Origin of the sequence: Enterococcus sp. DIV2467a, from assembly GCF_050532945.1 — a bacterium.
GTDB lineage: Bacteria > Bacillota > Bacilli > Lactobacillales > Enterococcaceae > Enterococcus > Enterococcus faecalis.
Genome location: NZ_CP172896.1, coordinates 2,393,563 through 2,412,884, shown reverse-complemented (window position 1 = coordinate 2,412,884; position 19,322 = coordinate 2,393,563). Strand labels below are relative to the sequence as shown.

17 protein-coding genes are annotated in these 19,322 nt (G+C 38.3%); 15 read left to right on the top strand and 2 right to left on the bottom strand.

Features of this window, described 5'->3' with window-relative positions:
- Positions 1–34: 34 nt before the first annotated feature.
- Together pcrA and ligA are read left to right on the top strand one after the other, a co-directional pair.
- A complete protein-coding gene (pcrA, locus tag IGL80_RS11370) occupies positions 35–2,293 on the top strand; it encodes a DNA helicase PcrA (protein WP_010708284.1) in 2,259 nt (752 codons plus the stop codon).
- Positions 2,294–2,418: 125 nt separating this feature from the next.
- On the top strand, positions 2,419–4,449 hold the full coding sequence (gene ligA, locus IGL80_RS11365; protein WP_002358699.1) for an NAD-dependent DNA ligase LigA: 2,031 nt from the start codon (positions 2,419–2,421) through the stop codon (positions 4,447–4,449).
- Here the strand turns inward: ligA and IGL80_RS11360 are convergent.
- The gene (locus IGL80_RS11360) at positions 4,446–4,661 is read right to left on the bottom strand and encodes a hypothetical protein (RefSeq protein ID WP_002382998.1); all 216 of its coding nucleotides are present in this window, start codon (positions 4,659–4,661) and stop codon (positions 4,446–4,448) included. The two genes, ligA and IGL80_RS11360, sit on opposite strands and share 4 nt — an antisense overlap.
- Between IGL80_RS11360 and IGL80_RS11355 the strand changes: the two genes are divergently transcribed.
- From IGL80_RS11355 to IGL80_RS11320, 8 genes are all read left to right on the top strand, one after another.
- The gene (locus IGL80_RS11355; RefSeq protein WP_306173767.1) at positions 4,627–4,713 is read left to right on the top strand and encodes a hypothetical protein; all 87 of its coding nucleotides are present in this window, start codon (positions 4,627–4,629) and stop codon (positions 4,711–4,713) included. The two genes, IGL80_RS11360 and IGL80_RS11355, sit on opposite strands and share 35 nt — an antisense overlap.
- 317 nt (positions 4,714–5,030) lie before the next feature.
- A complete protein-coding gene (gatC, locus tag IGL80_RS11350) occupies positions 5,031–5,336 on the top strand; it encodes an Asp-tRNA(Asn)/Glu-tRNA(Gln) amidotransferase subunit GatC (protein ID WP_002355569.1) in 306 nt (101 codons plus the stop codon).
- On the top strand, positions 5,336–6,805 hold the full coding sequence (gatA, locus tag IGL80_RS11345; protein ID WP_002358701.1) for an Asp-tRNA(Asn)/Glu-tRNA(Gln) amidotransferase subunit GatA: 1,470 nt from the start codon (positions 5,336–5,338) through the stop codon (positions 6,803–6,805). The genes gatC and gatA overlap by 1 nt, the downstream gene beginning before the upstream one ends.
- Positions 6,805–8,235, top strand: coding sequence for an Asp-tRNA(Asn)/Glu-tRNA(Gln) amidotransferase subunit GatB (gene gatB, locus IGL80_RS11340; RefSeq protein WP_002358703.1), 1,431 nt, complete (start codon positions 6,805–6,807; stop codon positions 8,233–8,235). Before gatA ends, gatB begins: the two co-directional genes overlap by 1 nt.
- Before the next feature lie 18 nt (positions 8,236–8,253).
- The gene (locus IGL80_RS11335; RefSeq protein ID WP_002383001.1) at positions 8,254–9,342 is read left to right on the top strand and encodes a diacylglycerol kinase; all 1,089 of its coding nucleotides are present in this window, start codon (positions 8,254–8,256) and stop codon (positions 9,340–9,342) included.
- A 199-nt stretch (positions 9,343–9,541) separates the two neighbouring features.
- A complete protein-coding gene (gene rlmD, locus IGL80_RS11330; protein WP_002355574.1) occupies positions 9,542–10,915 on the top strand; it encodes a 23S rRNA (uracil(1939)-C(5))-methyltransferase RlmD in 1,374 nt (457 codons plus the stop codon).
- Positions 10,916–11,044, top strand: a complete 129-nt coding sequence (locus IGL80_RS11325) for a hypothetical protein (RefSeq protein WP_002355577.1) — start codon at positions 10,916–10,918, stop codon at positions 11,042–11,044. It begins immediately after the preceding gene.
- Positions 11,045–11,328: 284 nt separating this feature from the next.
- A complete protein-coding gene (locus IGL80_RS11320) occupies positions 11,329–11,646 on the top strand; it encodes a thioredoxin family protein (RefSeq protein WP_002358707.1) in 318 nt (105 codons plus the stop codon).
- Between the two features lie 40 nt (positions 11,647–11,686).
- On the opposite strand, the gene IGL80_RS11315 is transcribed toward IGL80_RS11320, so the two are convergent.
- Positions 11,687–12,532, bottom strand: coding sequence for a helix-turn-helix domain-containing protein (locus tag IGL80_RS11315; protein WP_002392183.1), 846 nt, complete (start codon positions 12,530–12,532; stop codon positions 11,687–11,689).
- Positions 12,533–12,930: 398 nt separating this feature from the next.
- Between IGL80_RS11315 and ptcA the strand changes: the two genes are divergently transcribed.
- The 5 genes from ptcA (at position 12,931) to IGL80_RS11290 (ending at position 19,207) form a co-directional block, all read left to right on the top strand.
- Positions 12,931–13,950 (top strand): putrescine carbamoyltransferase, encoded by a 1,020-nt coding sequence (gene ptcA, locus IGL80_RS11310; protein ID WP_002355587.1) that lies wholly within the window; start codon positions 12,931–12,933, stop codon positions 13,948–13,950.
- Positions 13,951–14,016: 66 nt separating this feature from the next.
- Positions 14,017–15,393: an APC family permease gene (locus tag IGL80_RS11305; protein ID WP_002355588.1), complete on the top strand. Its 1,377-nt coding sequence runs from the start codon at positions 14,017–14,019 to the stop codon at positions 15,391–15,393.
- Positions 15,386–16,483, top strand: coding sequence for an agmatine deiminase (gene aguA, locus IGL80_RS11300; RefSeq protein ID WP_002358710.1), 1,098 nt, complete (start codon positions 15,386–15,388; stop codon positions 16,481–16,483). Before IGL80_RS11305 ends, aguA begins: the two co-directional genes overlap by 8 nt.
- Before the next feature lie 11 nt (positions 16,484–16,494).
- Positions 16,495–17,424 (top strand): carbamate kinase, encoded by a 930-nt coding sequence (gene arcC, locus IGL80_RS11295; protein WP_002355590.1) that lies wholly within the window; start codon positions 16,495–16,497, stop codon positions 17,422–17,424.
- A 196-nt stretch (positions 17,425–17,620) separates the two neighbouring features.
- Complete coding sequence (locus tag IGL80_RS11290) at positions 17,621–19,207, top strand: amidase family protein (RefSeq protein WP_002358711.1); 1,587 nt, start codon at positions 17,621–17,623, stop codon at positions 19,205–19,207.
- The last annotated feature ends 115 nt before the right edge of the window (positions 19,208–19,322 follow it).

The window sequence follows — 19,322 nt, the reverse complement described above, 5'->3', positions numbered from 1 at the left end:
GTATAAGATTGAAAAAAGAGAGAGGACGTTTAATATGACACAAAAACATGCCTTGGTTCAGGGAATGAATCCTCGACAAGAAGAAGCCGTTTTGCATACAGAAGGACCACTGTTAGTCATGGCTGGTGCTGGTAGTGGAAAAACGCGGGTTTTAACACACCGAATTGCCTATCTAATTGAGGAAAAAGAAGTAAATCCATGGAATATTTTGGCGATTACGTTTACCAATAAAGCTGCTAAAGAAATGAAAGAGCGTGTAAATAAATTACTGGAAACGGGTGGCGAAGATGTATGGGTCTCCACTTTTCACTCCATGTGTGTAAGAATTTTACGTCGTGATGTGGATCAGATTGGTTACAACCGTAATTTTACAATTATTGACCCATCGGAACAAAAAACATTAATGAAACGCATCTTAAACGACTTAAATATTGATTCAAAAAAATATGATCCTCGCTCAATTTTAGGTACGATTAGCAATGCCAAAAATGAATTACAAACGCCTGAAAAAGTTGCTGAAATGCAAGGTTCCTTATATGAAGAAATTGTCGCAAAATGCTATGAAGCCTATCAAAAAGAATTACGCAAAAACCAATGTATGGATTTTGATGATTTGATTATGAATACGATTCGTTTATTCAATGAACAACCAGATACGTTGGCTTTCTACCAAAATAAATTTCACTATATTCATGTGGATGAATACCAAGATACCAATCATGCACAATATACCTTAGTCAATTTATTGGCTGCACGTTTCAAAAATCTGTGTGTCGTAGGTGATGCCGACCAAAGTATCTATGGTTGGCGCGGGGCGGATATGCAAAATATCTTGGATTTTGAAAAAGATTATCCAGATGCCAGTGTAATTTTGCTAGAACAAAATTATCGATCCACCAAAAACATTTTGGCGGCTGCGAATGATGTCATCAAAAATAACCGTAACCGCCGCGAGAAAGAACTGTGGACAGAAAATATAGACGGTGAAAAAATTGTCTATTATCGTGGGGACACAGAACGGGATGAAACACAATTTATTGTGAGCCAAATCCAAAAAGAAATGCGGGAAAATGACCGAATTTATGGTGATTTTGCGGTATTATATCGGACCAATGCTCAATCCCGTGTAGTGGAAGAAATGCTCTTGAAATCTAATATTCCGTATACCATGGTGGGCGGACATAAATTCTACGACCGTAAAGAAATTAAAGATATTTTGGCTTATTTAAGTTTGATTGCCAATCCAGATGATTCGATTAGTTTTGAACGAATTGTCAATGAACCAAAACGAGGAATCGGTAAAAGTTCAATTGAAAAATTACGACTATTTGCGGATACGCATGGTTGGGCTTTGCTGGAAGCTGCCCAAAATGTTGATTTGGCAAATATTTCAGGAAAAGCGGGTAAAGAGCTGGGCAATTTTGGCATGATGATTCAAGACTTAATGAAAACAGTGCCCTATTTAACGATTACAGAATTGGTGAAAGAAACTTTACAACGTAGTGGTTATCGGGAAGCTTTGATGGCGCAAAATAATTTAGAGTCTCAAGCTCGCTTAGAAAACTTGGACGAATTTTTATCTGTGACACAAGAATTTGATAAACGTTTTGAAGCGCAAAACAACGACGATCCAAATGGCGAAGAAACAAAATTGGCGGATTTCTTAACAGATTTAGCCTTGGTTTCTGATTTAGATAATTTAGAAGAGAGCTCTTCGCAGGTAACCTTAATGACGTTGCATGCGGCCAAAGGGCTGGAATTTCCAGTGGTCTTTTTAATGGGCTTAGAAGAAGGGGTTTTCCCATTATCACGTGCCATGCTAGAAGAAAGTGAACTGGAAGAAGAACGGCGCTTGGCTTATGTTGGTATCACACGAGCGGAAGAAGCCTTGTTCTTAACGAATGCTTATTCGAGAACATTATATGGTCGCACGCAATATAATCGACCAAGTCGCTTTTTAGAAGAAATTGAGGCGGAGCGTTTAATGAAACAAGGGGCGGCGGCCAATTTACAGAAAGCTCCAGCGCGCACCTTTGATCCTAAAGTATTCAAGCCCAGCGCAAGTAAACCAGCTTATACACAGCCAGCTACAAAATCAGTTAGCAACAAAGTGGCAAGTGGTGGCGAAAAAGTTTCCTGGCAAGCAGGTGATAAGGTCCAACATAAAGCATGGGGCGTTGGTACAGTCGTTCGTGTAGGCGGTTCGGCCAAAGACTTAGAGTTGGACATTGCTTTCCCTGAAAAAGGCATAAAACGGTTGTTAGCGGCATTTGCACCAATTGAAAAAATTTAACATGCAAAATAGGTCAGCGATTTAATGAGAAATCATCATTAGATAAATTCTTTTTATTTTCTATCTTAGTGTAAATGTGTTAAAAAGACGATAAGAGCATTACACTTATGAGGAGGAGTTCTACGATGGAACAACAACCATTAACATTAACGGCGGCGACAACTCGTGCGCAAGAATTAAGAAAACAACTCAATCAATATTCCCATGAATATTATGTCAAAGATCAACCATCCGTAGAAGATTATGTTTACGATCGTTTGTATAAAGAGTTAGTCGATATTGAAACGGAGTTTCCTGATTTAATCACGCCAGATTCGCCGACACAACGTGTAGGTGGCAAAGTTTTATCTGGTTTTGAAAAAGCTCCGCATGACATTCCAATGTATAGTTTAAATGATGGGTTTAGCAAGGAAGACATTTTTGCTTTTGATGAACGTGTTCGTAAGGCGATTGGTAAACCCGTTGCTTACTGTTGTGAGTTAAAAATTGATGGGTTAGCAATTTCATTACGTTATGAAAACGGGGTGTTTGTACGCGGAGCAACACGAGGCGATGGAACGGTTGGTGAAAACATTACAGAGAACTTACGAACGGTTCGCTCTGTACCGATGCGTTTAACGGAGCCCATTTCAGTGGAAGTTCGTGGCGAGTGCTACATGCCTAAACAATCCTTTGTCGCATTAAATGAAGAACGTGAAGAAAATGGCCAAGATATTTTTGCCAATCCTCGGAATGCAGCGGCGGGAAGCTTGCGCCAATTAGATACAAAAATTGTGGCGAAACGGAACTTAAATACGTTTTTATACACAGTTGCTGACTTTGGACCAATGAAAGCGAAGACGCAGTTTGAGGCATTAGAAGAGCTTTCTGCAATTGGTTTTAGAACCAATCCCGAACGGCAATTATGTCAGTCAATTGATGAAGTCTGGGCCTACATTGAAGAATACCATGAAAAGCGGAGCACTTTGCCATACGAAATCGATGGAATTGTGATTAAAGTGAACGAATTTGCGTTGCAAGATGAATTAGGTTTCACTGTCAAAGCACCTCGCTGGGCGATTGCCTACAAATTTCCACCAGAAGAAGCAGAAACAGTAGTGGAAGATATTGAATGGACAATTGGGCGCACGGGGGTGGTCACTCCTACTGCGGTCATGGCTCCTGTACGAGTCGCGGGAACCACGGTTAGTCGGGCAAGTTTGCATAATGCAGATTTTATTCAAATGAAAGATATCCGTTTAAATGATCATGTTATTATTTACAAAGCCGGCGATATTATCCCAGAAGTAGCGCAAGTCCTAGTTGAAAAACGTGCAGCCGATAGTCAGCCTTATGAAATGCCGACACATTGTCCAATTTGTCATAGTGAGTTGGTGCATTTAGATGAGGAAGTGGCGTTACGTTGTATTAATCCAAAATGCCCTGCGCAAATTAAAGAAGGGCTGAATCACTTTGTCTCACGAAACGCAATGAACATTGATGGCTTGGGGCCACGAGTGTTAGCACAAATGTATGACAAAGGATTAGTGAAAGACGTAGCGGATCTGTATTTCTTAACAGAAGAACAATTAATGACTTTGGATAAAATCAAAGAAAAATCAGCAAACAACATTTACACTGCCATTCAAGGGAGTAAAGAAAACTCTGTCGAACGTTTGATTTTTGGCTTAGGGATTCGCCATGTGGGGGCGAAAGCGGCGAAAATTTTAGCGGAGCATTTTGGTGATTTACCAACCTTAAGTCGTGCAACTGCGGAAGAAATTGTGGCTTTGGATTCAATTGGCGAAACAATCGCAGACAGCGTTGTGACGTATTTTGAAAATGAGGAAGTTCATGAATTAATGGCTGAACTGGAAAAAGCCCAAGTGAACTTGACATATAAAGGTCTCCGGACAGAACAATTAGCAGAAGTGGAGTCACCTTTCAAAGACAAAACAGTTGTTTTAACAGGAAAATTAACGCAGTACACTCGCGAAGAAGCCAAAGAAAAAATTGAAAATCTTGGTGGAAAAGTTACAGGGAGTGTTTCGAAAAAAACTGACATTGTGGTTGCTGGCGAAGATGCAGGCAGTAAATTAACCAAAGCTGAAAGCTTAGGCGTGACCGTTTGGAATGAACAAGAAATGGTCGATGCGTTAGATGCAAGTCATTTTTAAGAAGAAAAATTAACGTTGTCAGATTTTATGTAGTAATTTGATGGTATACTTATTTTAGTCATAAAAGTTATATGAACGAGGACTTTCTGAGTTGAGAAAGGAGGTTGATGCTTATGCGCAATTCTTCTTACTTTAACAAAAGGAGCAATGTTTTTGTCCGTTGAAGCAGCGCTAGGACTGATGATTGGTTTTGCAACACTTGTTGTGACCATTATCTTCGGTATCTTAGCGCTTGTCTTAGACAACAAAAATAACCGTTCATAAGCTTTGAGGAGCTGAACGGTTAAGCGTTTGAAATAAAACCAATAACTCAGTAAGCCGCTAGTTCTTATAACTAGTAGTGGCTATTAGAGAGGTATGTTCCTGCATATCTCTCTTTTCATTTTCATAATAACATATTTCCGTCATTTTTGCGAGCGACAAATTATCAATGAAATTCAAGGTTTCATCTAAAATATCCGACCATTTTATGGTAGAATAGGAACAGAGTGAACAGCTGTGCTAAGCTGTTTAAAGAAATACAATCCAATTGATTAATCTGAAAATGAAAATTTCAGTAAATGATAGAAAGAAGGGTATCTATGGCAATTACAGAAGAACAAGTCAAACATGTCGCTAAATTATCAAAATTATCTTTCTCCGAAGAAGAATTAGCGGACTTTACCAATCAACTAGATAAAATTATTGATATGGTGGAATTACTAGAAGAAGTAGATACAACCGGGGTTCCTTTTACTTCAAATGTGAATGAATCAATCAATGTCATGCGTGAAGACGTAGCGACACCAGGAATGGACCGTAAAGAATTAATGCGGAATGTTCCGGAATCAGAGAATGGTTACATTAAAGTGCCTGCAATTATGGATAACGGGGAGGCAGGAGCCTAATGGAAAAATTATACGACAAATCGTTAACAGAGTTACATGATTTATTGGTTTCAAAAGAAATCACAGCAGTTGATTTAACCGAAGAAACATTAAATCGTATTCAAGATACAGAAGAACAACTAGGTTCTTTTATTACAGTTAGTGAAGAAAAAGCAATGGCATTAGCCAAAGCGATTGACTTAAAAGGCATCACTGAAAGTAATCCATTAGCTGGGATTCCAATTGGGATTAAAGACAACATTGTCACAAAAGATATTTTAACAACAGCTGGCTCAAAAATGTTACACAATTTTGACCCAATTTATGATGCGACCGTGATGGATAAAGTCTATCAAGCAGATATGATTCCAGTCGGAAAATTGAACATGGATGAATTTGCCATGGGCGGAAGTACGGAAACGTCTTACTTCAAGAAAACAAAAAATGCTTGGGATCAAACCAAAGTTCCTGGCGGTTCTTCTGGTGGTTCAGCTTCTGCTGTCGCAGCCGGACAAGTCCCAGTTTCTTTAGGGAGCGATACAGGTGGCAGTATCCGCCAACCAGCCGCATTCAACGGTATTGTGGGCCTAAAACCAACTTATGGACGTGTGTCTCGTTTTGGTTTGATTGCTTTTGCTTCAAGTTTAGACCAAATTGGTCCATTGACACGAAATGTTAAAGACAATGCCTTAGCTTTAAACGCAATTAGTGGTTATGACGAAAAAGACGGCACTTCTGCAGGCGTTTCTGTTCCTGATTTTACGGCAGATTTAACTGGCGACATCAAAGGCATGAAAATTGCTTTGCCAAAAGAATACTTAGGTGAAGGGGTACAACCTGATGTTCGTGAAGCGGTATTAAAAGCAGCAGAAACATTTAAATCTTTAGGAGCAACGGTGGAAGAAGTTAGTTTGCCACATTCTAAGTACGGCGTAGCGGTTTATTATATTATTGCCTCTTCAGAAGCAAGTTCAAACTTACAACGCTTTGATGGCATTCGTTACGGGTACCGTTCAGACAATGTACAAAACTTAGAAGATGTCTATGTTAATTCACGTTCTGAAGGTTTCGGAACAGAAGTTAAACGTCGGATTATGTTAGGAACCTTCTCTTTAAGTGCTGGTTATTATGATGCGCACTTTAAAAAGGCTGGTCAAGTCCGTACACTAATCAAACAAGATTTTGAGAATGTCTTTGCGGATTATGACTTAATCATTGGCCCATCCACACCAACAGTTGCCTTTGGTCTAGGGGAAAACATCAATGATCCAATCACAATGTATATGAATGATATTTTAACCATTCCTGTCAACTTAGCAGGACTACCAGGCATGTCCATTCCAGCAGGCTTCTCAGAAGGCTTGCCAGTTGGTTTACAAATTATTGGAAAACATTTTGACGAACATACAATGTATAAAGCAGCCTATGCTTTTGAACAAGCGACAGATTTCCATACGAAAAAACCAGTCATTTTAGGGGGGAACGATTAATGAACTTTGAAACTGTCATTGGATTAGAAGTCCACGTAGAATTGAAAACCAACTCTAAAATTTTCTCCTCTGCGCCAGCGCATTTCGGAGCAGAACCAAATAGCAACACAAATGTGGTTGACTGGAGTTACCCAGGTGTTTTGCCTGTCATGAATAAAGGTGCCTTAGAATTTGGTATGAAAGCAGCACTTGCCTTGAACTGTGAAATTTCAAAAGAAACACATTTTGACCGTAAAAACTATTTTTACCCAGATAACCCGAAAGCATACCAAATTTCTCAATTTGATCAACCAATCGGACATGATGGTTGGATTGAAATTGAAGTCGAAGGCAAAAAGAAAAAAATTCGCATTGAACGGGTGCATTTAGAAGAAGATGCTGGGAAAAATATTCACGGCACAGATGGCTATTCTTATGTAGACTTGAATCGTCAAGGTACGCCTTTAATTGAAATCGTTTCTGAAGCAGACATGCGCTCACCAGAAGAAGCGTATGCTTATTTAGAAGCGTTGCGTTCAATTATCCAATTTACAGAAGTTTCTGATGTGAAAATGGAAGAAGGTTCTATGCGTTGTGATGCCAATATTTCTTTACGTCCGTATGGTCAAGAAGAATTTGGTACTAAAGCGGAATTAAAGAACTTGAACTCTATGAACTTTGTAAAAAAAGGTTTAGCTTATGAAGAAAAACGCCAGGCCAAAGTCCTATTATCTGGTGGCGAAATTCAACAAGAAACACGCCGCTTTGATGAAGCAACTAGTACAACGTTGCTTATGCGTGTTAAAGAAGGCTCAAGTGACTACCGTTACTTCCCAGAGCCAGATGTTCCTCGTTTTTCAATTGATGATGAATGGATTGAAAAAGTTCGCGCTAGTTTGCCAGAAATGCCAGCCTCACGTCGTGCCCGTTATATCAGTGAATTAGGGTTACCTGAATACGACGCAATGGTCTTGACTTTAACGAAAGAAATGTCAGATTTCTTTGAAGCAACCTTAGCAAACGGTGCAGATGCGAAACAAGCATCAAACTGGTTAATGGGCGAAGTTTCTGCTTACTTAAACAGTGAAAAAGTTGAATTAGCCGATACTAAACTAACACCAGAAAATCTAGCGGGTATGATTACTTTGATTAACGATGGCACAATCAGCTCGAAAATTGCGAAGAAAGTGTTCAAAGAGTTAATTGAAAACGGTGGAGACGCTAAAGAAGTTGTCGAAGCAAAAGGCCTTGTTCAATTATCTGATCCAGCGCAATTATTACCAATGATTAACGAAGTTTTAGACAACAACCAACAATCAATTGATGACTTTAAAAACGGAAAAGACCGTGCAGTTGGTTTCCTTGTTGGACAAATTATGAAAGCAACTCGTGGACAAGCAAACCCAGGTGTGGTTAACAAGTTATTGCAAGAAGAGCTTTCAAAACGATAAGAAAGTAGCAGGCAAACCATGAAAAAAGCTAGAGTGATTTATAATCCAACGTCAGGAAAAGAGTTAGTTAAAAAGAACTTAGCCGATATTTTATCTATTTTAGAAGAATGTGGTTATGAAGCCAGTGCATTTGCGACCACACCAGAAGAAAATTCAGCACGCAATGAAGCACATCGTGCTGCGCGTGCAGGATTTGATTTACTAGTAGCAGCAGGTGGAGATGGGACCATTAATGAAGTCGTGAATGGGATTGCTCCGTTGAAGCGGCGCCCTAAAATGGCCATTATTCCTGCTGGAACGACGAATGACTATGCACGGGCCTTGAAGATTCCTCGTGATAATATCGTTAAGGCAGCAGAAGTGATTAAAAAAAATCAAACTGTCAAAATGGATATTGGCCAAGCCGGCAAAAATTACTTTATCAATATTGCGGCGGGTGGTCATTTAACGGAACTGACTTATGAAGTTCCGTCAGAGTTGAAAAGTATTTTTGGTTACTTAGCGTACTTAGCCAAAGGAGCCGAAATGTTGCCGCGAGTGAAGCCGATTAAAATGCGCATGACATATGATGAAGGTGTGTACGAAGGCAACGCATCAATGTTTTTCCTAGGGCTGACTAACTCGGTGGGTGGTTTCGAGCAAATCGTACCAGATGCTAAATTAGATGATGGTAAGTTTTCATTAATCATTGTAAAAACAGCCAATATTTTTGAGATTCTTCATTTAGTTGCGTTAATGTTAAATGGTGGAAAGCATGTTGAAGATCATCGACTAATCTATACAAAGACCAGCTATTTACATGCAGAAACGTTAGAAAAGAACAATAAAATGATGATTAATTTAGATGGTGAATATGGAGGCGATGCTCCAATGACCTTTAAAAATATGCATCAACACATTGAAATTTTTGCAAATGGTGATGCACTGCCGTCCAATGCAATTATGGGTTCTGTCTTAACTGGTAGCGATGAGATTGTCGTAGAATCAGAAGACGAAGAGGAAGAAGCATATAACGAAGCCAGCAAAGAATTTGTCAAAGAAGTTGAACGACTAACAGACGAAGATATTGATGGCGATGGAAAGATTGCCGAAAAAGAAAAGCACTAGGTAGTCCGTGAATAGCTAATGAAAGATTTAGTTGATAAGATCTTTCATTGGCTATTTTTTGACTAAGGGAAAGGGTCTCATTCTTTTATTTACCCAAAAAGCTCAAACGGAATTGCTAAATCGCCATGAAAATTCGTTGTTGCTTTTCTTAGGTATTTTCATTAGAATGAGTGAAGTGTATAAAAAGAAGGAGCGACTTATGAAAAATTATCCAGTAAAGAAAAATGACGTCATTGAAGTAGAAATCATTGACTTGACGCATGAAGGTTTAGGCGTGGCAAAAGTGGACCATTATCCATTGTTTATTGAAAATGCCTTACCAGGTGAAAAACTTGAAATCAAAGTCTTAAAAACAGGCAAAAGTTTTGGTTATGGGAAAGTATTGACTGTCCTAAAAAGCAGTGAACAGCGTGTGCCCGTGAAAGATGAAAACTTTACAAAAGTCGGGATTAGTCCGTTGCAACATTTAGCGTACGGCGCCCAACTATCATTTAAAACGCAACAAGTCGAAAATGTTATGCAACGTGTCGCTAAATTGCCAGAAGTCCCTGTTTTACCAACAATTGGGATGAACGATCCGTGGCATTACCGGAACAAAGCACAAATTCCCGTGCGTAAAATTGACAACCAACTACAAACAGGTTTTTTCCGGAAAAATAGCCATGATTTAATTCCAATGGAACATTTTTATATTCAAGACCCAGAAATTGATGCAGCAATTGTTAAAATCCGTGACATTATGCGTAAATATAGCGTAAAACCTTATAACGAATCTGATAATACAGGGAACTTACGCCATATTGTCGTTCGTCGTGGCTACCATACTGGGGAGATGATGGTTGTTCTAATTACGAGAACACCGAAATTATTCCCAATTAGTAAAATTGTGCCAGATATTTTGGAAGCTATTCCGGAAGTAGTCAGCATTGTACAAAATGTAAATCCAAAACGAACCAATGTCATTTTTGGCGACGAAACCATCTTATTACATGGGTCTGAAAAAATTACAGATACTATTTTTGATTTGAAATTTGAAATTTCCGCGCGTTCATTTTATCAAGTAAATCCACAACAAACAGAAGTGATGTATCAAAAAGTTAAAGAGTATGCGGCTTTAACAGGCAATGAAATTGTGGTGGATGCCTATTGCGGGATTGGAACGATTGGCTTAACTTTAGCCCAAGATGCAAAGCAAGTTTACGGTATTGAAGTAATTGAAGAAGCGGTCAAAGATGCAGAAAATAATGCTAAATTAAACAACATTGAGAATGCCACTTTCACGGCTGGTTTAGCGGAAGAATTATTGCCAAAATTAGTTGAAAATGGCTTGCAACCAGATGTTGTGGTGGTGGATCCACCACGGAAAGGGTTAGATGGTCAATTAGTAAACACATTAATTGAAACGCAACCTGAACGAATTGTTTATGTCAGCTGTAATCCAGCCACACTCGCTCGCGACATTGCATTATTAACAGAAGGTGGCTATGAAGCAAAAGAAATTCAACCAGTGGATAATTTCCCACAAACGACCCACATTGAATCTGTCACGTTATTAACAAAGGCGGTGGATTAAATGAATGAAAAAGAAAAAATGTTAGAATTAATTAAAAAGAAACAAGGTGGTGGCCGTTCTAAAAAAATGGAAACTCCCAAAAATGATCGTAAAAACATGCGCAAAGGGCCTAAAATTTTTAATAAATAAGCGGTTATCAGTAAAAAGTTGAGGTCGGGACAGAAGCGTTTAACTCCGAGAAATAAGAAGGAATTTCCGAAAATTGTTCTGTAATTTTTGGAGAATTCCGGCTTATTTCCGAAGGAGTTGCTTTTGTTCCCGCCGTTTATCAGTTTTTGAGCGTGGAGCAAAAATCCAAAGTGATTTTTGTCCCACGCTCAACTTTTTTGTTAAAGCATTCCTAGCCAAACAAATAAGTTGTTATTTTGCTAGTAAATCTGTTATTTTAGACAAAAGACAAGGAGGGCTATTCAGTGGAATATGTAACAACATTAGAAGAATTAGAAGAAAAAATTACAGACAATCGTCTACAAGCCGTCTTTTTGACAGCAAAAAATTGTAGTGTTTGTACAGTTGATAAACCGATTGTCGAAAAAATTGCAACAAAATATGAATTTCCTACATACATTGCAGAAGCTGATAAAAGTCCAGAAATAATTGGACAATTAAATGCTTTTTCTGCACCGACCATTATCTTATACTATGAAGGAAAAGAAATTCATCGCCAAGCTAAAATTATTAACTTTCAAGAAATTGAAAAGAGAGTTCGACAAGTACAAGAAAATAGATAATCAAAAAGGAAGCCACCGATCACGGAGGCTTCCTTTTTGATTATCTCGCTAAATGTTCAGTTTGTTGTTGAGAAAAAAGTTGATAACTGACAAAAACTTCTGCTCTTTTGTTTACTTCTAATTTAACGAAAATATTGTGGATATGTGTTTTTACTGTCCCGATTGATAGGAATAGTTCGTTGGCTATATCTTGATTTGTTTTGCACTCTAAAAGTAACGAAAGCACTTCTCGTTCTCGCTGCGTTAATTGATAGGCATCACAAAAAGGCGCCAAAAGTACGGGTTCATCTGATTGATTTTCTTCCAATTTAGCAGCGTCTTTTTCAAGAACCGACAGAGGAAAATCACGATTACAGAAGTAGATAATGGCGATCGAGAGAATGATTGTATAAATATCTTCAGAAACGTTTCGGTTGTTAATTTTAAAGACAATATCAGAATATTGGTCAATGTTAAAAATAACGAAGGTATCTTCCAAAAGAATCGCCACACCGAAACCAATGCTTAGCCAACCAATAAAACGAAGATATTTTTTCGCAAGGGCTGATAAAGGATCTATTCGTAATTGATAGAGCGCATAGCATCCAAGGTAAATTAAAAATAGCTGATTGGGTAAATAGTACAACCAAACTTTTAAGGCGGAATTTTGTGAAAATGGAATAGCTAGCATCCATAAACCAATTAAAAATAACCAGACAAATTGATAATTTTTAAAAGGACGACCACTAATAGTATTGATAATAGCCAGATAGGCAAAATTACAACAAATAAAAATGATGGTCTTTAAAAAAGGTGCGGTCATAAAGGTCTGATTATATTCGGTTGCAAACGAATTAATGAACTCAGTCATATAAACAATCACATTGTCACAAATAAAAATAACCATTAAAAAGAGAAGCAATAAAAAAATCGGTTGTTTATTTTTCAAGTAAAGATTTAAGGTAAAGGTTGAAGTAAACGAATATAAAATAATCAACAAGATGTTATAAATAAAAACAAATGTCACGATTGGAAACCCCTTTCATCTTTTATTTTAAGTGAATGATTTTTCAAAATAATTATACCATTTTCAAATCTATGATTGGTCAGAAATTAGAGAGAAATCCGCCTAAACTTTTATAAACCCCTGGTGTACCAACGGTTTATAACCATAAATAAACTTTTTTTAATGAAAAATTACGCCGAAAAAGAAAGCGTTTTCTAACTTTTGGTGGATAGTAAACTCTTCGCTAAACTTGGTAAAGTCAATGTGTAAACAAAAACAACTTTTAGGAGGAACACATCATGAAAAGAGATTACGTTACAACAGAAACATATACGAAAGAGGAAATGCACTACTTAGTCGATTTATCATTAAAAATTAAAGAAGCGATTAAAAATGGGTATTATCCGCAACTGTTAAAAAACAAATCTTTAGGAATGATTTTCCAACAATCTTCAACTCGAACACGAGTATCTTTTGAAACTGCAATGGAACAATTAGGCGGACATGGCGAATATTTAGCACCTGGTCAAATTCAATTAGGGGGACATGAAACGATTGAAGATACCAGCCGTGTATTGTCACGTTTAGTAGATATTTTGATGGCTCGTGTGGAACGTCACCATAGTATTGTTGATTTAGCTAATTGTGCTACCATCCCAGTCATTAACGGTATGTCTGATTACAATCATCCAACCCAAGAATTAGGTGATTTGTGTACCATGGTTGAGCATTTACCAGAAGGCAAAAAATTAGAAGATTGTAAAGTTGTCTTTGTCGGAGATGCGACACAAGTTTGTTTTTCTTTAGGATTAATCACAACAAAAATGGGCATGAATTTTGTTCACTTCGGTCCAGAAGGCTTCCAATTAAATGAAGAGCATCAAGCGAAATTAGCAAAAAATTGTGAAGTTTCAGGCGGTAGCTTTTTGGTCACAGATGATGCAAGTTCTGTTGAAGGCGCTGATTTCTTGTACACGGATGTTTGGTATGGCTTGTACGAAGCGGAATTATCTGAAGAAGAACGTATGAAGGTTTTCTATCCAAAATATCAAGTGAATCAAGAAATGATGGATCGGGCAGGTGCCAATTGTAAATTCATGCACTGTTTACCAGCAACACGTGGGGAAGAAGTAACTGATGAAGTAATTGACGGTAAAAATTCTATTTGTTTCGATGAAGCAGAAAACCGTTTAACATCTATTCGTGGCTTATTAGTATATCTTATGAATGATTATGAAGCAAAAAATCCTTATGATTTAATCAAGCAAGCAGAAGCGAAAAAAGAACTAGAAGTTTTCTTAGACACTCAAAGCATTTAACGGCCAACTGTCCACTGATTGAAAAAATGAATCAGTGGACAGTTTATAAAGAGAGGAAGAGTCTTCATGGAGGGGAAAAAGAAATTTAGTTTAACGAGTGCCATTTTATCAGTGATCTGTGTGGTTTTCGTTGCTGAAGCAGCGGCGCCTGTTGCTGCAATTGGTAATTCTCAGTTTTTTTGGTGGATTTTCTTATTAATTGCATTCCTATTGCCATATGGGTTAATTTCATCAGAATTAGGAACAACTTATATTGGTGAAGGGGGCATCTATGATTGGGTGACCAAAGCATATGGTCATCGTTGGGGTGCCAGAGTTTCTTGGTATTATTGGATTAATTATCCATTGTGGCTAGCTTCATTAGCCGTTATGACGCCAGAACTATTAACGACAATTACAGGTATTAAGTTTTCAACACCGATGATGATTATTGTTGAATTAATTTTTACTTGGATTGTGGTTTGGATTAGTTTTTATCCAGTCAGCGACAGTATCTGGATTCTAAATGGAGCTGCCGTAATCAAGATGGTTTTAGCTGTCTTAATTGGTGGGCTAGGATTGTATGTAGCCTTGACGAAAGGTGTTGCCAATGAATTTACCTTGAAATCAATGCTGCCAACGTTTGACTTAAGGAGTTTATCTTTTATTTCTGTAATCATTTTTAATTTGTTAGGGTTTGAAGTCATCTGTACGTTTGCAGATGATATGGAAAACCCTAAGAAGCAAATTCCACAAGCTATTGTAGCAGCGGGGTTAGTCATTGCGGCCATTTATATTTTTTCAGCCTTTGGAATTGGGGTAGCGATTCCCACCGATCAAATTAGTACCGGCAGTGGTATGATGGATAGCTTTAAACTATTGACAGGCTCGACAGAAGGTTGGTTCATTATGTTGATGGCTTTCCTATTCCTTCTTACGTTGTTCGGAAACATGATTTCTTGGTCATTAGGAGTCAATAATACAGCTTGTTATGCTGCTGAAAATGGTGACATGCCTAAATTTTTTGAAAAACGTAGTAAGAAAAATGACATGCCAATTGGGGCTGCTTTGATGAATGGCATTGTGGCATCGGTGGTCATTGTATTAGCACCAATTTTACCTAATCAAGATTTATTCTGGGCCTTTTTCTCCTTGAATGTCGTCCTATTCTTGTTATCGTATATCCCAGTTTTCCCAGCTTTTTATAAGCTTAGAAAAATTGATCCCGATACACCACGTCCGTTTAAAGTTAACGGAAAACCAGGATTTTTAAAAGTTTTAGTGGTTTTGCCAATGATTATGATTATTATTTCACTGATTTTCACAGCAGTGCCTTTAGATTTTAGTCCCGCAGCATTAAATGAAAAATTACCAATCACAATTGGGGCAATCATTTTTATTCTGTTTGGTGAAGTAATTATTTACGTGAAAAAAATTAAGAAGGGAACGAAAGAAAATGGCTAAACGAATTGTAGGAAATACCCCTAAACAAGATGGCTTTAGAATGCCAGGAGAATTTGAACCACAAGAGAAAGTTTGGATGATTTGGCCAGAAAGACCGGATAATTGGCGTGATGGTGGTAAACCTGTCCAAGAAGCTTTTACTAATGTGGCCAAAGCAATTAGTCAGTTTACACCGATGAATGTGGTGGTTTCTCAACAACAATTTCAAAATTGCCGTCGCCAATTGCCGCCAGAAATTACGGTTTACGAAATGTCAAACAATGATGCCTGGGTCCGTGATTGTGGACCATCATTTGTCATTAACGACCATGGAGAAATCCGTGGTGTGGATTGGACATTCAATGCTTGGGGGGGATTAGTAGATGGTTTATATTTCCCTTGGGACCAAGACGATTTGGTTGCACAAAAAATTTGTGAAATTGAGCATGTAGATTCTTATCGTACAGATGATTTTGTTTTAGAAGGCGGTTCATTCCACGTAGATGGACAAGGAACAGTCTTGACTACAGAAATGTGCTTATTAAGTGAAGGTCGAAATCCACAACTTTCAAAAGAAGCAATCGAACAAAAATTATGCGACTATTTAAATGTTGAAAAAGTTCTTTGGCTAGGTGATGGAATTGACCCAGAAGAAACCAATGGTCATGTGGATGATGTAGCTTGTTTTATTGCACCTGGTGAAGTGGCTTGTATTTACACCGAAGATCAAAATAGCCCATTTTATGAAGCGGCACAAGATGCGTATCAACGTTTGCTTAAAATGACTGATGCTAAAGGACGCCAATTAAAAGTCCACAAATTATGCTGTCCTGTCAAAAATGTAACCATTCAAGGCTCCTTCAAAATTGATTTCGTGGAAGGAACCATGCCACGAGAAGACGGCGATATTTGTATCGCATCCTATATGAACTTTTTAATTACAAATGATGGCGTGATTGTGCCACAGTATGGTGATGAAAATGATTGTTTGGCTTTAGAGCAAGTTCAAACAATGTTCCCAGATAAAAAAATTGTCGGCGTTAATACGGTAGAAGTTGTTTATGGGGGCGGCAATATTCACTGTATCACACAACAAGAACCAAAGCGCTAGGAGGGAAACAGATGTCAAAAATAGTGATTGCATTAGGTGGAAATGCGTTAGGAAATTCTTCGAAAGAACAATTGGCAAAAGCACAAACCGCTGCAAAATCCATTGTTGATTTAATTGAACAAGGCCATCAAGTGGTGATTGCTCATGGCAACGGGCCACAAGTTGGCAAAATTCGCTTAGCTTTTGAGGAAACGAGTCAATCTCCAGAAGATGTCGTGCCGTTTCCTGAATGCACAGCAATGAGCCAAGGCTATATTGGCTATCATTTACAACAAGCAATTGATGAAGAACTAGTAGCCAGAAATTTAGGGGAACAACCAGTTGTTACGTTAATTACACAAGTCGTGGTGGATCCAAAAGACCCAGCGTTTACAAAACCAACAAAACCAATTGGTGGTTATTATGACGAAGAAACAGCCAAACAGTTGATGGCGGAAACTGGGAACGTCTATCAAGAAGATGCGGGTCGAGGCTGGCGACGGGTAGTTCCTTCACCAAAACCAGTTGATATTTACGAAAAAGTTAGCTTGCGAACACTTGTTGATGCAGGACAGATCGTAATTGCTTGTGGTGGTGGCGGGGTTCCTATTGCCTATGATGGTCCAGTCTATCATGGTGTAGATGCAGTCATTGATAAAGACTTTGCGGCAGCAAAAATGGCTGAACTCATTGAAGCAGATGTTTTTGTGGTATTAACTGCAGTGGAACATGTTTTTGTTAACTTTGGTCAAGCAAATCAACAAGCTTTGACTGATGTTACGGTTACGGCAATGCAACAATATATAGAAGAAAATCAATTTGCGCCAGGTAGTATGTTACCTAAGGTGGAAGCGGCCATCAGTTTTGCAGAAAGTAAACCAAACCGCCAGGCGATTATCGGGCTTTTAGAATTAGCTTCGGAAGCAATCAAAGGAGAAAGTGGTACACGAATTACACAATAAATTCTCAGTATTTAACTTTCACAAAAGACTAAAACAAACGCATTTAGCGGACTATCTTAATCGTTAGAGAGTAGGACATCGGTCGTTTTGACGGATGTCCTACTCTCTATTTTGTCTTTTTAACGAACAAAACTGTTAGTTGTCATGCAAAAATAAACATAGTAAGATAATCTTTAAATGGTATAGGAGGATAAAAATGTCTAAATTTTTAAAAGTAATCGGAATAATTGCTGTTTTGTTAGTCATAATAGGCGCTGCAGCGTATTGGTTTATACTCAAAAAGTTCACTCCTGAGGCAGAAACCCCAGCAATGTACAATCAAGAGAGAATCGTTAAAACGATTGAAGATCAATTAAAAGAAACAGATGTACAAAAAGCTCGGACCAAAGCACCGTTGATTATTGAAAAAAATATCACTGAATTACAGCAAGCGATTGCCAACGGAACATTGACCTATGAAGAACTTACGGCGTTTTATTTGGACCGTATTTTACAGTTCGATCAAATAGATAATGGCATGAACAGCATCTCTGAAATCAATCCGCAAGCAATTAAGGAAGCCAAGGCATTTGACCAGCAAGCCTCTCAAACACCGAAGAAGCCTTTGTATGGTATTCCTGTGACTTTGAAAGAAAATATAAATACGACCAACATGATTTCGAGTGCAGGAGCTTATGCCTTACGCACGTTCAAGCCTAAGGAAGATGCGGAAGTAGTTAAGAAGTTAACAGAGGCGCAAGCTTTGGTTTTAGGAAAAGTAAACTTATCTGAACTAGCGAATTATATGTCAATGAAAGCACCAAGTGGCTATAGTTCCAAGCATGGACAAACACTTAATCCTTATGGGCCGCTCAAAATAACACCTTCAGGTTCAAGTTCTGGGAGTGGGGCTAGTGTGACGATGAATATCGGCGCCTTCTCTTTAGGCACTGAGACGATGGGATCGATTGTTTCCCCCGCTTCTCATCAATCAGTGGTTGGTTTTAAACCGACCCACAGTTCAGTAAGTGGCGAAGGTGTTTTGCCATTGGCACCGTCATTAGATACAGTTGGCCCGATTGCCCGAAGTGTCGTTGATGCTGCGCAAGGCTATAATGCGTTTAAGAAAGACACGGTTCCGAGCATTGATTCAACGAAATTTACTAAAAATAACTTACAAGGTCAACGCATTGGGTTGCTAGAAATGCCAAGTGCTGAAGAAGAATTTAGGGCTGCTAAAAAGGCCCTCCAAAAAGCAGGAGCAGAAGTGATTCCGGTAACACCAGATATGGAAGGGATTGATGGCGGGGCAGTTATTTCCAATGAATTTAAGTTTGCATTGGAAAAATTTGCGAAACGTTATGATTTACCATTTAAAACACTGGAGGAATTAATTGCGTATAATCAACAAGATAAAAAGGTTCGTGCCAAGTATGGGCAAGATTTATTAGAAGCAGATGTTAAAAAGAAACAACCAGATAAAGAAATCATTCAAACAACCATTAAAAAAGCACAGCAAACGTTTGATGCGTTGCTAAAAAAACAACAATTAGACGGATATGCCTTTATTGATTCTGAAGGTACGGGTTTAAGTGCCGTGGCAGGATATCCTGAATTGACTGTTCCTTTGGCGAAAAACAGTGAAGGACAACCTTATGGGCTGACTTTTACACAAACTGCCAATAAAGAGCAAACGTTATTTGAGCAAGCTTACAGCTTTGAACAAAGTACAAAAGGACGGATAGTACTTTCAGACAACGAGCTGTTGGCAAACAGTAAAAAAATAAATAGAGATGAGCAGTAAAGGGAAACTAGGAATGGCGAAACATCCGTATCAAACCTAATAAAGATAATCGACCTACAAATGAAAGGAATTGTTTGTAGGTCGATTATTTAGGTTAGTCGTTTTTTTTTTTGCT

What these genes read in the sequence shown, in the direction of transcription:
- pcrA (WP_010708284.1), top strand. Translation starts at nt 35, where the DNA reads ATGACACAAAAACATGCCTTGGTTCAGGGAATGAATCCTCGACAAGAA.
- ligA (WP_002358699.1), top strand. Translation starts at nt 2,419, where the DNA reads ATGGAACAACAACCATTAACATTAACGGCGGCGACAACTCGTGCGCAA.
- IGL80_RS11360 (WP_002382998.1), bottom strand. Translation starts at nt 4,661, where the DNA reads ATGGTCACAACAAGTGTTGCAAAACCAATCATCAGTCCTAGCGCTGCT.
- gatC (WP_002355569.1), top strand. Translation starts at nt 5,031, where the DNA reads ATGGCAATTACAGAAGAACAAGTCAAACATGTCGCTAAATTATCAAAA.
- gatA (WP_002358701.1), top strand. Translation starts at nt 5,336, where the DNA reads ATGGAAAAATTATACGACAAATCGTTAACAGAGTTACATGATTTATTG.
- gatB (WP_002358703.1), top strand. Translation starts at nt 6,805, where the DNA reads ATGAACTTTGAAACTGTCATTGGATTAGAAGTCCACGTAGAATTGAAA.
- IGL80_RS11335 (WP_002383001.1), top strand. Translation starts at nt 8,254, where the DNA reads ATGAAAAAAGCTAGAGTGATTTATAATCCAACGTCAGGAAAAGAGTTA.
- rlmD (WP_002355574.1), top strand. Translation starts at nt 9,542, where the DNA reads ATGAAAAATTATCCAGTAAAGAAAAATGACGTCATTGAAGTAGAAATC.
- IGL80_RS11325 (WP_002355577.1), top strand. Translation starts at nt 10,916, where the DNA reads ATGAATGAAAAAGAAAAAATGTTAGAATTAATTAAAAAGAAACAAGGT.
- IGL80_RS11315 (WP_002392183.1), bottom strand. Translation starts at nt 12,532, where the DNA reads ATGGTTATTTTTATTTGTGACAATGTGATTGTTTATATGACTGAGTTC.
- ptcA (WP_002355587.1), top strand. Translation starts at nt 12,931, where the DNA reads ATGAAAAGAGATTACGTTACAACAGAAACATATACGAAAGAGGAAATG.
- IGL80_RS11305 (WP_002355588.1), top strand. Translation starts at nt 14,017, where the DNA reads ATGGAGGGGAAAAAGAAATTTAGTTTAACGAGTGCCATTTTATCAGTG.
- aguA (WP_002358710.1), top strand. Translation starts at nt 15,386, where the DNA reads ATGGCTAAACGAATTGTAGGAAATACCCCTAAACAAGATGGCTTTAGA.
- arcC (WP_002355590.1), top strand. Translation starts at nt 16,495, where the DNA reads ATGTCAAAAATAGTGATTGCATTAGGTGGAAATGCGTTAGGAAATTCT.
- IGL80_RS11290 (WP_002358711.1), top strand. Translation starts at nt 17,621, where the DNA reads ATGTCTAAATTTTTAAAAGTAATCGGAATAATTGCTGTTTTGTTAGTC.